12 protein-coding genes are annotated in these 12,843 nt (G+C 41.0%); 1 reads left to right on the top strand and 11 read right to left on the bottom strand.

All coding sequences use genetic code 11. The features are described 5' to 3' along the window. Nucleotides 1-23 precede the first annotated feature (23 nt). From IE080_RS16060 to holA, 10 genes are all read right to left on the bottom strand, one after another. Complete coding sequence (locus IE080_RS16060) at nucleotides 24-548, bottom strand: hypothetical protein (protein ID WP_189584977.1); 525 nt, start codon at nucleotides 546-548, stop codon at nucleotides 24-26. Nucleotides 549-603: 55 nt separating this feature from the next. Further along, on the bottom strand, nucleotides 604-1,263 hold the full coding sequence (trmB, locus tag IE080_RS16055) for a tRNA (guanosine(46)-N7)-methyltransferase TrmB (RefSeq protein WP_189584974.1): 660 nt from the start codon (nucleotides 1,261-1,263) through the stop codon (nucleotides 604-606). Between the two features lies 1 nt (nucleotide 1,264). After that, complete coding sequence (locus IE080_RS16050; RefSeq protein ID WP_189584971.1) at nucleotides 1,265-2,548, bottom strand: bifunctional folylpolyglutamate synthase/dihydrofolate synthase; 1,284 nt, start codon at nucleotides 2,546-2,548, stop codon at nucleotides 1,265-1,267. Between the two features lie 2 nt (nucleotides 2,549-2,550). Further along, nucleotides 2,551-3,513 (bottom strand): energy transducer TonB, encoded by a 963-nt coding sequence (locus IE080_RS16045; RefSeq protein ID WP_189584968.1) that lies wholly within the window; start codon nucleotides 3,511-3,513, stop codon nucleotides 2,551-2,553. A 4-nt stretch (nucleotides 3,514-3,517) separates the two neighbouring features. Then, nucleotides 3,518-3,910 carry an ExbD/TolR family protein gene (locus IE080_RS16040; RefSeq protein ID WP_189584965.1) on the bottom strand — a complete coding sequence of 131 codons (393 nt, stop codon included), beginning with the start codon at nucleotides 3,908-3,910 and terminating at the stop codon, nucleotides 3,518-3,520. A 1-nt stretch (nucleotide 3,911) separates the two neighbouring features. Continuing rightward, nucleotides 3,912-4,601, bottom strand: a complete 690-nt coding sequence (locus IE080_RS16035) for a MotA/TolQ/ExbB proton channel family protein (RefSeq protein WP_189584962.1) — start codon at nucleotides 4,599-4,601, stop codon at nucleotides 3,912-3,914. A 1-nt stretch (nucleotide 4,602) separates the two neighbouring features. Next, the gene (locus IE080_RS16030; protein WP_189584959.1) at nucleotides 4,603-5,364 is read right to left on the bottom strand and encodes an SPOR domain-containing protein; all 762 of its coding nucleotides are present in this window, start codon (nucleotides 5,362-5,364) and stop codon (nucleotides 4,603-4,605) included. Nucleotides 5,365-5,443: 79 nt separating this feature from the next. Next, nucleotides 5,444-7,114, bottom strand: coding sequence for a TonB-dependent receptor (locus tag IE080_RS16025; protein ID WP_189584956.1), 1,671 nt, complete (start codon nucleotides 7,112-7,114; stop codon nucleotides 5,444-5,446). Between the two features lie 10 nt (nucleotides 7,115-7,124). Continuing rightward, complete coding sequence (locus IE080_RS16020) at nucleotides 7,125-10,112, bottom strand: tetratricopeptide repeat protein (protein WP_189584953.1); 2,988 nt, start codon at nucleotides 10,110-10,112, stop codon at nucleotides 7,125-7,127. 19 nt (nucleotides 10,113-10,131) lie between these two features. Next, nucleotides 10,132-11,154: a DNA polymerase III subunit delta gene (gene holA, locus IE080_RS16015; protein WP_189584950.1), complete on the bottom strand. Its 1,023-nt coding sequence runs from the start codon at nucleotides 11,152-11,154 to the stop codon at nucleotides 10,132-10,134. Between the two features lie 129 nt (nucleotides 11,155-11,283). Between holA and IE080_RS16010 the strand changes: the two genes are divergently transcribed. After that, nucleotides 11,284-12,000 (top strand): tetratricopeptide repeat protein, encoded by a 717-nt coding sequence (locus IE080_RS16010; RefSeq protein ID WP_189584948.1) that lies wholly within the window; start codon nucleotides 11,284-11,286, stop codon nucleotides 11,998-12,000. Here the strand turns inward: IE080_RS16010 and IE080_RS16005 are convergent. Beyond that, nucleotides 11,997-12,839 carry a universal stress protein gene (locus tag IE080_RS16005; RefSeq protein ID WP_189584946.1) on the bottom strand — a complete coding sequence of 281 codons (843 nt, stop codon included), beginning with the start codon at nucleotides 12,837-12,839 and terminating at the stop codon, nucleotides 11,997-11,999. The genes IE080_RS16010 and IE080_RS16005 overlap by 4 nt on opposite strands. Nucleotides 12,840-12,843: the final 4 nt, after the last annotated feature.

Genomic DNA, 12,843 nt, shown 5'->3' with positions numbered 1-12,843 from the left:
GTATTTAATGTGTTTGAGAAAAGTTAAAACTTACGATTCAAAATCTCTGAAAGAACTACTGCATCCTTGACAGTTTTAGGGTTCTGAAGTAGGTCTGCATATCGATGCACCTGCTTTTTCTTTACTTTAGAAGCAGCAGCATTAGTTGGTTTAATTCCTTGAATAGAGGAAGAGATTCTAACTTGTTCGTCTAAAGTTTTATACTTTGGTTTGTAGTCTTCATCGAGGGCTCCCTGAAAAGCCTGGTAAGCTTTTGGCTGCCGCGCTTGCGGCATAGGTTGGAATGTAGGTTCAGCTCTTCTGGCAGGTTCTGATCTTCGCTCTTCCAAGACCTCTCCTTGGCCAGTCTGTTCCAAATCTCGTTGGGCCTCTTGTTGGCCTCTTCTGATTTCTCGCAAGAGCTCCTCAAAGGAAGCTGGCTGCTGTCGTTCGCCATCGGATCCACTAGAATCTGTATCCTCGGGCATTTCCGGCTTGTTTTTCTTAAGTGCCGAATAGATAAAGTAGATGATTACAGCAAGTAGATAAATTAAATTTCCAGCATCCATATTTCAGAGATTTTTTACTAATATACAGAAATCTTGCAGCCTAGGTTAGCTTTCTTTACAAAAATCTAAATTGCAGGTATTTGATTTTCTCCCCTTTTTCGGAAAATATCTTTTCGTATTTGGTCTGAATCCCATGATGCTCGTCTTTCAACGGAGAGGCATTGAAATCATGTGTATATAGCAGTACCTCAATGTCTTCTCTTGTTTGCACGAGGTCTAGTGTATAATCAAAAAGCCCTGTATTATCTGTTTTAAAATGGACGATTCCATCCCTTTGAAGCATGGGCTTATACATATCCAAAAATTTGGGAGAGGTCAATCTTCTTTTTTCATCACCATCTCTAGGAAATGGATCCGGAAAAGTAATCCAAAGCTCGGAGATTTCTTCTTGATCAAAAAATTTCTCCAATTGCTGAATTTGCGTACGTAAGAAGGAAACATTTTCCATTCCCTCTGCCAGTGCAATTGTACTCCCCTTCCAAATACGGGCTCCTTTGATATCTACTCCGACAAAATTACGATTGGGATATTGCCTGGCCAATCCCACTGTAAACTCTCCCCTACCGCAGGCCAGTTCAACCGTTAGCGGTTGCGCTTGCTTGAATTGAATAGTATTCCATTTTCCTTTAATCTGTTCAAAGATCTCCTTTCCCTCTTGCACCACATTCCAATTTTCCTCGTTTTCTTTGAAGCGTTGCAGCTTTTTTCTGCTCATGTTAGATATCGTTAATTTCAGCGACCACAAAGGTACTGCCTCCAATGAATATTAAATCCTCTGGAGCAGCCTTTTTCTTGGCAAATTCTATGGCTTCGTTGACATTTGGGATCACTACCCCTTGTAAATCTACAGAAGCAGCTTGTTTCGCTAAGTCTTCAGCTGGCATTGCCCGAGGGATGGAAGCCTGACAGAAAATATATTGGGCAGCTTTGGGCAATAGTGAAAGGATTTTGGAAACATCTTTATCATTGACCATTCCCAATACCATCCATAATTGGTGGTACTCATACTGCTCCAATTGGTCCAAAATCATTCGAATACCATCTTCATTATGCCCCGTATCACAAATTAGGAGGGGTTTTTCTGCCAAAATCTGCCAGCGCCCTTTAAGACCAGTCAGATCAATGACCGATTGAAGCCCTTGCTGCATGGCATCCATAGTAATAGTCCAACCTTTTGCCTGCAGCACATCAATGGTCTTGAGTACTCCGGGTAAGTTTTTGGCTTGATAATTTCCTAATAGCTGAACATGCAAAACCAACTTGGCATCACCTTCCACGCGATAGGAAGCAAACCCTTGCCTATCGGCCAATCGCTCTACATGATAGCTTTCCTGTGCAAAGTATAGCATGGAATTTTGGGCATCTGCTTGTTGCTGGAAAACAGATATGATTTCTTCTTGCGTGTGGCTGATGACGACGGGAACGTTGTGTTTGATGATCCCTGCTTTTTCTGCAGCGATCAGCGAAAGCGTATCCCCCAAAAACTGCATATGGTCATAGCCAATATTGGTGATGATGGATACTTCGGGAACAATAACATTCGTACTATCCAATCTTCCCCCCATACCAACTTCAATTACCGCAATATCCACCTGCTCTTTGGCAAAGTACCAAAAGGCCATGCCCACAGTCATCTCAAAAAAACTGGGTTTCAACTCATCTAGGTATGATTGATTGTCAGCAATAAACGCGACAACAGCCTCTTCACTAATACAGGTACCATCTACTTTAATCCGCTCCGTAAAGGATTTGAGATGTGGGGAAGTATAAAGACCAACTTTATAGCCTGCCTTCATCAAGATAGCTGCCAACATATGAGAAGTACTCCCTTTTCCATTGGTGCCAGCTACATGAATGGTTTTGATTTTTTGTTCCGGATTTCCCAGGTGCTTGCACAGGGCAAGGGTATTGCTCAAATCTTTTTTAAAAGCAGCTGCTCCAATACGTTGGAACATAGGCAAAGCATTGAACATGTAGTCCAACGTTTCGGCGTAGGTCATGATTAATCTACTTTGATGATAAAAGTAATTCTGCCTTGGGAGAAAGCAGCAGGAACTGTGCCGCCCTGTCTTTTGAAGTTAATTTGATTCAGGACTGTTCGATAATATGCCAACACTTCATTGGAAACATTGTATTCTCTTGGTACAGCCTGAACAATCTTCCCATTATCGTCCACCGTGATTTGAAATTCAATTCTTCCACTTCTCGTAGATACATTATCCCGAATTGTCGGTTGTGAAGCAAATTCCCATCCAGCCAAATCCAACCCAATCCCTGAAGAAGGTCCTGGACTACCTGTTCCGGAACCTGACCCCATGATAGCCCGTCCATCTACGGTTCCTTGTGGTCGGCCTTCATCCCCACGGGTGGTAGATGAACCTTGTGAGGAGCCTGTAACGGCTTGATTGGAAGTACCAGAGGAACCACCCGCACCCATCAGAGCTCGCTGATTGATTTTAGGTGTTTCCTCTGCCTTGGTAGTGGTCTGCTGCGCATCTGCATTGGCAGGTTTGGTAGCAGGAGTTGACTCTCTTCTTACAGGAGTTGTCTCCTTAGTAGTTGTAGTACTGGGCTTATCACTTCCTTTTACGGCACTGGGGGTTTTGGATACTGCTTCGAAGGTTTGCTGGGTAGGTTTAGCCGCAGGCTTAGCTACCTCAGTTTTAGGTTGGGTAACGGGTACAGCAGCTTCCGTTGGTCGCGGACTTTGCTGTCCTGGTGCCGGAGCTTCTGTATTGCTTGTTTGGACCTCAGAAGGAGGTGCAGTGGTTTGATTATTACCCGAACCCAAATCTGAGAAACCTAAATTCAATTCCATCCCATACTTCTGTAAGGGAGGAATTTGCTCCTTCCAAACCACGATAAAATATATAGCCAACAATACCAACACATTGACGATGATGGTAATGATGAGTGCCTTTCGTTTGTTTTCGGCTTCTTGGCTATCTGTTTCCCAAACCTGCATGTTCTTACTTATATGGTTTCGTAGCGATGGAGACATTGGCTTCCAAGCCAGCTGCAATTCCACCAATCTCTACTAAATATTCAACGGGAACTTCCTTGTCAATATGCAAAACTACCTGACCTTTTTTTTCTGTTAACAAAGCCGTCAGTTCTGATTTAACATCTTCCCGATTGACAATACGGTCATTGACCGAAAATCTCAAATCCTTGGTCACGGTCACAGTAACTTCTTGCATTACGATATCAGATGCCTCACTAGAGGGCAAATTGACCGGTAATCCGGAGGGAGTAATGAAAGAGGATGTCAGCATGAAGAATATCAGCAACAAGAAAATGATATCTGTCATGGATGACATGCTGAAGGCAGCATCTACTTTATGTTTGGATTGTAAACCCATGTTATTTTTCCTGTAACATATCAATAAATTCCACAGAGGTATACTCCATACTGTGGACCAATTTGGATACTTGGGAAACCAAGTAATTGTAACCTAAGTAAGCCACGATACCCACTACTAATCCAGCAGCTGTAGTAATCATTGCTTCATAAATACCTGTAGAAAGGAGTTTCGGAGAAACCATTCCTTCTTCCTGTGCAACACCAATGAATGCACGAATCATCCCTGCTACTGTTCCCAAGAAACCAATCATAGGCGCAGCACCTGCTACGGTAGCCAAGACACCCAAATTTTTCTCCAGCTTGTAAATTTCGATTTTCCCTACATTCTCAATAGACACTTCAATATTTTTCAATGGACTGCCAATTCTTTCCAATCCTTTGGATATCATATTGGCTACAGGTGTATTTTCACCTACACATAAAGCCTTGGCTTGCTCCACTTTACCGGACTGTACCAAAACCTTTACTTGATCCATTAAATGCTTTGGGGATTTTGCAGCCTTGCGCAGCGTTATCAAGCGCTCCACAAAAATGAAAATTGCCAAAACGAATAAAACATACAGAGGAATCATCATATATCCCCCTTTTAAAATCAAATCCAATAAACCAATACTCGGTTTACCCGCTCCCATAGTAGAGAGACTGTCCAAGGCCATAGTGCCCTCTGTCATTGCTTGTGCTAGCATCATATTAATATTTCAAAATCCATACAGATTCACTGAATTGAGCCTTGGCCGGCTCCAAAGCATTGGATGCTTCTGCAAAGGAAGCGTATCTTCCTGCTGCCAATCGGTAATTTCTACTTTCTTCATTCGGAAGAATCATCCACAAATCTATGCCCTTAATAAGATATTTTTCAGATTCTTCTTTAGCCAAAGATTCGTTGGGTACTGAACCAACCACTATGTAATAGGTTGGCCTTGCACCTTTGTTATTAACGGATTCTAAATTTCCCCGCTGCCCGGAAGGACGAGTTGTTACTGGTGCAGACTGTGAAGCAGGTGGTGTTGGTGCAGGTGCAACCGCTGTTGGAGCGGATTCCTCTATTTCCTCAACTTCTTCCTCAACAATAGCCTCTCCTGTAATTTCTTCGATTAGCTCCTCTTCTTCAAGGGTGATTTCTTCCATGATTTGGTCTGTGGAAGCCACTGATTTTTCTTCCGTAACTTGTGGTTCATAGTACAAGAAATATGCCATTACCGCTAAAATTAGGAGCAGTGATGCAATTAAAAATACGGTTACACCTTTAGATTTTTTAGAAGCAGTGGCTACCTTATTTTCAGCAGGTTGAACCGACTTCCCTTGAGCTTGCACAACTGCCTTGTTTTCGGATTTTTTAGGTTTTTCTACCACCTGACTTACCGCAACAGACTTTTTGCTAGACGTATCTTTTACATCTAATTTGACTGGTTCTACAAAGGGAAATCCGTAATCTTTATCGTTTGAGTCCATAGCAGGGTGTCAAAAATTTTTGAACTTACGAAGCTAACACTATTCGGCTAAATGACAAATAATCATGAGATGAGCTGTTCTAGAACTTGATGGTTGCACCCAAAATTCCTTGGATACCTCTTACAGGGTAATTGATAAACCGCTGATTTCTTCGATTCAATAAGTTATTCCCCACAGCAAATACGGAAATTCGATCATTGATTTTATAATCCGCCTTCAATTGCAAATCAAGTATCGTAGGAAGGGTCGTGATATTGTCGGTACCAACTTCAAAAACCTGAATCCCTCCCATCGCCATCACATTCATCTGAATCAACCAATCTTCCGTAGGACGGAAATTATTATTCCATTTGACTTCCACGCTAGGTCTGTGGAATGCCCCTTGGAGTTCGGAAGTGGTGTATTGGAAATAATCCACGCCAAAACTTCCGAAGTACCAGTTTTCATACTTAAATCCTGCCCTAGCAAAGTAATTCAAGACCTGTGTTTCTCCATCAAACAAAATTTCAAATCTCAAACTATCGGATGCGGAAGGATTAAAGAAATGCATGTTTCTAAATCTTCCAAAGGAAAACCCTGCCTCATACGTCAAATTATCAAGTAGGGTACCTTTAGCACCAGCGGATACTTTATATCGTTGAATAGTGTTCAATAAGGCATTGGATGGTCCTAAAAACGGATTCTCGTTTACAAAATCCAAATAGGTCTTTCTATGCACATCACCTGCAAAGTTCACAAAAGCTCCGATTTCATCCTGAATCTGATAGGCTGCAAAGACATCCGGATATACATGGAAATCTGATCGCTTGTTTAGCGTGATATCATTTTCTACAATGATATTGGCCCCCACTTTAACTTCCAATTGAGCATCTCTGTACTCAAAACTCGGACGAATTCCGAAGTAATTTCGGTTGATATCCTGGTAAAATTCATCTCTTGGAGTGGTCAAACTCAGATCCAAGTCAATAGATGAAAACATCTTTTCATTGAGCCAATAATCGGTATGAATTGCCATGAGCACTTCATTTTCAGAAGCCCGAAACTGATCATTGAAGCCTCGGATTCCAATTCTAGCATCGTAATTCACCCCCTCCAGTTTCTCTAAATCAGCAATGCCAGCGTGTATTTGGAAAGTCTGAAGCGTATTTTGGTTAGGAATATAGTCAGCCAATAATGGGTTTTCCGGATCATATCCAAAGAAATTGAACTGATGACGGTCATATTTTAACCCACCATACAGCTGAAAGAAATCCTTGTAGAGGTTTCCATCAGCTTTAAAATTGGTAAAGTGTTCTGCCGAATTTCTTCCAGCTACGGGACCAGTATAGAAACCTTCGTGCTTAAAATGTGCACCAGCATTATAATCTCCATCTTCCCATAAATTGTAGCGACCTTCGAGTATTGGGGAACTGTAATTACCTAAACCTACACGGGCAAAACCGGGAAACAACTCCTCTCTTTTCTTAGGGAATTGTTTCTGTGCAGCTGTAGCCGTTATCTCTGATGCCTGCGTTTGGATGGCATATGATTTTGGTTCATAAGTAAAGCTATTGCTACTACTCGGCGTAGGTAAAGTAGGTAACTTTTCAAATCTTCTACTTTTTGGAGGAAGGGTCAACACCCTATCTTTACGGATGATAAACTCCTGATCTTTCACCTCCCCGGTTTGTTGGGCAGTAGCGGATTGGGAAAGCATCAAGCCTCCCAAGAAAGCAAATGCGGCTAAGCGTATAATAGATGCGGTCTTCATGGGCTGATGCTTAATTTAGTCTGTTTAATCGTTCACGTGCCATTCGTTTGATTTCCTCATTTACTGAGTTTTCAACTACCGATTGTAAGGTGGCTTTTGCTTGGAAAGCTTCTCCTAACTTTTGGTAATTTTCTGCAATGAGTATAAAACATCTTCCAAACCAATAATCATAAGAGGAGAAGGCACTGGAATATTCGAAAATCAATTCATTGGAGGTATCATGCTTGTCATCTTTGGCTTTTCCCTCTGCCCAAAGGAATAATCCCTCAGCACCATGAATGGTCTTATACTCTTTGACCAAATCTTCCAACACAGTTTCAGCTGCTGGTTTACGGTTGGTTTTGAGGAGTGCCTTAGCTTTTAGCAACAAGGCATGAGGAATGGCATCTGTCACAACAGAACCCAAGTTGACAATGCGGTCTGCCATTTCAATAGCTGTATCCATGCGGTTGAGCTGATAGTTGGCTTCCATTAATCCTTTGAGTGCTTCATATTCTTCTACTTGGTTACGGGCATTGGAAAGGGATTCTCGGAAGAATGGAAGGGCCTTTTCATAGTTTCCATTTTCCATTTCTAAATTCGCAATACGTTGCACAGCACGGATTCTTTGAGAAGAAGCCTGCTCTTTCTCTAAGCGATAGAATGTCTCCAGTGCATCGTTTTTCCTACCCAATCGCATTTGCGCATCCCCAATAAAGAAGAGCGCTTCTGGTTTATTGGATGATTGAGGGTAATTTCTCAAGTAGGTATTGAAAGCGGTAATAGCCTGCTCGGAAGCGTTGGAGAAATAAAGATTTTTGGCTGCTTCATACTCCAAACTTTGCACGCTTTTACTATCTGGGTTGGCATTTCTAAACTTGCTTAAATACTGGCTAAATTCTCCTGAGCGGTTCTGCAAAGCCAAGGTTTCCTGCAAACCGACCAAAGCAGCTTCGGCATTGGAGGCATTTGGATGGTTGTCCAAGATACGCTTGTAGTCTTCAATGGTTGCATTGTAGTTTTGCATGGAGAAATTGGCAATGGCTCTTCCTTCCAAAGCAAAAGGGATAAATGGACTACTCGGTCTGGACCCAATCAGTCTGGTAAATCCATCACTCGCTTCGGAATACTTGGTCATTTCCATCAAAATCTGGGATTTTTGAAAAATGGCATCTTCCAGATAGAGACTGTTGGGATAGCTATCGATCAAGGTTGTCAATTCACGGACCGCTTCATCGTTTCTGTTTTGGAAATTAAATACTACCCCACTTCGGAAATATGCATAATCGATAAAGTCATTTCGTTCGCGGATTGCGCGTTGAAATATGGTTTGTGCGTCGACAAACTTTTTCTGTACGTAATATACATCCCCTAAGCGCACCAATGCCTCATCGTAATTTTGAGGATCGATACTGCCCTGCAATAAGTTCACATAGCTTCTGAAATGATTCTCAGCTTTGGCATATTGTTGGGTATTGAACAAAGAATATCCTAATCCATAATGCGTTTTGGCAGTAATCGGATTGCGTAGATCCGGTTTTTGGTTGAGCACTTGCTCATAAGCTTTGATAGCATCGGCTAATTTATCCTGAGCAGCAAAATTTTCTCCTTTCCAAAAATAGGTTTCCATCACCAAACCCCTGTCAATAGGCTCTCTTAAAGACTTATCAAACAAGGTATTGGCCATGTCATGTCTTTTGTCCCGATAATAGACGATCCCCTGATAATAGGTTATTTTCTGATAGGCTGCACGGAGACGCTCGGACTTTCGTGGCATCTTTTCTAATTGGTCGATTGCCCGCAAGTAATTGCTTGTATTGATAAGGGCATCTGTGAGTAATCCTTCTGCCTCTGCGCGATAGGTTCCGTTTGGGAAATTGTCCAAATAGGTGTCGAGTGCATTGACCGCTTCTTGAAAGTTGCCTCGCTCCAAATTGACTTTGGCAAAATTGACCAAGGCATCCTCCTTGACTTCACGGTCTGCATCGCTTTTGTATGCTGCGCTGAAACTGTTAGAGGCAAACTGTGGGTTGTTTAACTTGATGTAAGCATGGCCCAAGTAGTAAGAAGAAACCTGTGCGAGTTTGTCATCTCCTACCGCAGAAACTTTCAGGTAATCTGTGGCACGTTGATAATTTCTGATTTGATACTGTGAAATTCCGGCCCGATATACCTGCGTTCGGTTCAAGTCTGATTTTTTCGCATTGACAAAGGCATCATAATTGGCCGCTGCCTTTTCATAGTTACCTTTTTCAAAATAGGCCTCTGCCAAGTACAGATGAATCAATTCTCTGCTTTCTAAATTTGATCTATTTTGCAGCACAGGTTCTGCATAATTGACTAACTCATCATAATATCCCTGTCTGTAATAAATAGCTGCCAACAAGGCGGGAACTTTGCTAGCGTAAAAATTAGATTTATCCGCCTCTTTTAGGTCTCTGATGGCTTGATCATAGTTTTTTTGCTCGAGGGCAATATAACCAGCATAATAAAACGCATCCGGACTGTATGCAGAATTATGCGTTTTCACGGCATTGAAATTAATCAAAGCATTGGTGTAATCCCGCAATTGAAAGTAAGCGTAGGCTTTTTTGAATATAACTTCAGAACCTTGTTCAAAATTGACTTTGCTTACATCCACTTTATTGTATGCAGGAATGGCTTCTCGGTAGTTACGCTTGTCAAAAAAGAAATCACCCAGGATATGGGCCGCATCATTGGCCAAAGGATGATTCGGGTGCTTTCTGATAAACACGTACACCTCATCGGATGCATTGGGATTTTCGATTTTTAAGGTCGCAATCGCTTGGTTGAACGCTCCATGAATTTGAATCTCCTCTGGGGTATTGTTGGCAGGAAGGCTTTGAAAAGCATATTTGGCAGCGCTGAATAGCTGCTTGTCTATCAATTCAAATGAATCATCAAACCATTTGGTTGAGCTTTGTTGGTAAAGCCCTGATTGTGTAAACCCTTCTACGGCAAGGGTAAAACTTAAAAGCAACAAAAGGCTTTTTTTCATAAATAGCTTTGCTAGGCTGTTAATGCATGATTTTGAAAACTAACTCCCGGAGAATCTCTGCCTCAGTAATACTTCCGGCATTTACTCCTTTGGAACGCAAATCTGCCTCCCGGATATAAGATAAGCAATCAATAACCTTGCCTAATTGATAGTTTTTGGAGGCGATTCTATACTCTTTCACGAAATACGGGTGCGCACCTATCATTTTGGCCAATTCATTATCCCCTGCTGTCTTATTGTAATGAACGAGTGATATCTTGGAAAAATAGTTGAATATCACCGTCAGCATGGGTATAATGGGATGGCTTTTAGGGTTTTGAGCAAAATAATGAATGATTTTATTCGCCTTTTCCACATCCTTAAAGCCCATGGCTTTGGTCAATTCAAAAGTATTGTACTCCTTATTGATACCAATGTACTTTTGAATATGCTCTTTGGTGATTTGAGTTGGTCCGGTAAAATTAATAAGCATTTTACCGACTTCATTGGCAATCACTTCCAGGTTGTTCCCGATGCTTTCTGCCAAGAAACTGGCAGTTGGCCCATCCATCTGATGACCCTGTGTTTTGATGTATCCTTCTATCCAGGCGGGGAGGTTATAGTCTTTTACTTTTTCTGTTTTGACAAATATGGCCTTCTTATCCAATTCTTTGGACAAGGGTTTTCTGCCATCAAGTGATTTATACTTATGTGCAAACACCAGAATGGTGCTTGGCAAGGGATTTTGAAGATAGCTGATCAACAAATTATCGACATCTTCCTTTCCCAAATTTGGGATATTCTGAGCTTCTTTGACGATAACTACCTGGCGTTCGGCCATCATGGGAAAGCGCTTGGCATTGGATAAAATCACCGGCATTGTAACATCTTTTCCATACATCACCATCTGATTAAAACCCTTCTCATGTTCTTGAATCGCATTTTTTTCGATAAAGTCGGAGATTTGATCAATGAAAAAAGGTTCTTCTCCCTGCAAAAAATAGATGGGTGCAAATTTCCCGCTTTTTAACTCCTTTAAAACGTCTTCTGCTTTGTATGCCATAATCAAGAATTCTCGCTCAAATATAGAAATTAATCCCTAGTCAAAGGGGTGCTAGTACTTGTCAATGTACATTTTTTTAAACTTTCTTTGCCGTAATTTTGTATGATAAATAAATCAAGTGTCAAAACCGTGAACAATTTCGAAACTAGTATTGCCCTTTTTAAGGAAGGAAAATTTGCCCAAGCCTTAGTGGAAATCAATGAGGCCATTCAAACAGATGGAAATAACCTGGAGTTTTACTTTTTTCGAGCAAGGGTTTTTTCAAGAATGGGGAGATTTGCAGATTCCCTCGAGGATTTTGACCGCTTGAGTGAACAAGATCCGTACAATCCTACCTATATTTCTGATCGTGCTGTTGTCCTTCATTTATTGAAACGCAATGAAGAGGCGTTGGCTGAGTTTGATAGAGCACTGAATTTAGAGCCAAAAAATCCATATAGATACTCCAGTCGTGCCTATTTCAAAGATAGAATCGGTGACCATAAGGGTGCCTTGGAAGATTATGAAAAAGCCATTGAATTGGACCCGGATGATGCCGTGGCCTACAACAATAAGGGGCTTGTGGAAGAAAAGATGGGTTACATCAAGCGCTCTAAGAAAAGCTTTGAAAAATCAGAGGAATTAATCGGTTACAAGAGACCTGAAACGCCAAAAGCCTCCCCAGAAACTGAGCCTAAAGCCCGACAGGAATTGCCCGAGATTGAAATGGAACCTATGGAGGAATCTCCTAAAAAAGTTACACTCCAATCGTATATTAAAACATTAAAAGATGTCTTTACAGATGAAAAGACCAGAAAAGATTTTTGGAATTTTCTAAAGTCAAAAATAAGGTCAAGAAAGTCTTAAACTTTCTTGACCACTAATAAAGGTTTATTGATGAAATAGGACATTTTTCTGGAAATGTTCTTATCAAAAATCTGCTCAAACCAGCTTTTCTTTTTGCTAAGCGTCACCAGCATGTCGCCTTTGGCAGTGATAAGGTAATTTTCCAAACCTAAACCTGCATCATCACGGTAGGCCTTCAACACAAAGTTGATTTTCTCATATTTGATAAATGGTTTCAATTCTTGAACCATTGTCTGATGCAAACTCTTATCTATGGCCTTTGCTTTGGTACTGACATGTACTAAATCAATTTCAGAATCGAAAAACTTAGCTAGTCCAGCAATTTTTTGGATGGCAATTTTATCTTCTTCTAAATAATCTGTAGCGTATACCAATTTTCTTGGAGGTTTAAAAAACACCCTTTTTGGGATAACTAATACATCGACATCTGATTTATCCACTATTTTGGCAGTCCGAGTACCTACATAGTTTTTCTTAAAATCATTGATTCCTTCTGTTCCAATGACAATTAAGTCTGCTTTTTCTTGTGCAGCTAGTTCAAGAATGGAAGTTACAACCTTACCTTCCTGAATTACCGATTTACAAGACTTAAGACCATTTGGGATACTTTCTTCAGAAACCGTCTGGACTAAATTTTCTAATTTTTTTTCAACAAACTCATAACTCTGTCCATTACTGATTTCCTGGGCAGCTAATTTTTGATAATCTTCCTTGTCCGGCACATGAAAGAGAATGAGTTCTGCCTGGTATTTTTCACCTAATTTGGCAGCATATTCAATTGCATTTAACGAACATTCGGAGAAGTCAGTAGGACAAATGATTTTAAAAACTGATTCCATGGTG

This window comes from Mongoliitalea lutea, assembly GCF_014652135.1.
GTDB lineage: Bacteria > Bacteroidota > Bacteroidia > Cytophagales > Cyclobacteriaceae > Mongoliitalea > Mongoliitalea lutea.
This window is presented reverse-complemented; position numbering and strand designations above follow the sequence as displayed.

What these genes read in the sequence shown, in the direction of transcription:
- IE080_RS16050 (WP_189584971.1), bottom strand. Translation starts at nt 2,548, where the DNA reads ATGACCTACGCCGAAACGTTGGACTACATGTTCAATGCTTTGCCTATG.
- IE080_RS16045 (WP_189584968.1), bottom strand. Translation starts at nt 3,513, where the DNA reads ATGCAGGTTTGGGAAACAGATAGCCAAGAAGCCGAAAACAAACGAAAG.
- holA (WP_189584950.1), bottom strand. Translation starts at nt 11,154, where the DNA reads ATGGCATACAAAGCAGAAGACGTTTTAAAGGAGTTAAAAAGCGGGAAA.
- IE080_RS16060 (WP_189584977.1), bottom strand. Translation starts at nt 548, where the DNA reads ATGGATGCTGGAAATTTAATTTATCTACTTGCTGTAATCATCTACTTT.
- IE080_RS16030 (WP_189584959.1), bottom strand. Translation starts at nt 5,364, where the DNA reads ATGGACTCAAACGATAAAGATTACGGATTTCCCTTTGTAGAACCAGTC.
- IE080_RS16025 (WP_189584956.1), bottom strand. Translation starts at nt 7,114, where the DNA reads ATGAAGACCGCATCTATTATACGCTTAGCCGCATTTGCTTTCTTGGGA.
- IE080_RS16035 (WP_189584962.1), bottom strand. Translation starts at nt 4,601, where the DNA reads ATGATGCTAGCACAAGCAATGACAGAGGGCACTATGGCCTTGGACAGT.
- IE080_RS16005 (WP_189584946.1), bottom strand. Translation starts at nt 12,839, where the DNA reads ATGGAATCAGTTTTTAAAATCATTTGTCCTACTGACTTCTCCGAATGT.
- IE080_RS16040 (WP_189584965.1), bottom strand. Translation starts at nt 3,910, where the DNA reads ATGGGTTTACAATCCAAACATAAAGTAGATGCTGCCTTCAGCATGTCA.
- IE080_RS16020 (WP_189584953.1), bottom strand. Translation starts at nt 10,112, where the DNA reads ATGAAAAAAAGCCTTTTGTTGCTTTTAAGTTTTACCCTTGCCGTAGAA.
- trmB (WP_189584974.1), bottom strand. Translation starts at nt 1,263, where the DNA reads ATGAGCAGAAAAAAGCTGCAACGCTTCAAAGAAAACGAGGAAAATTGG.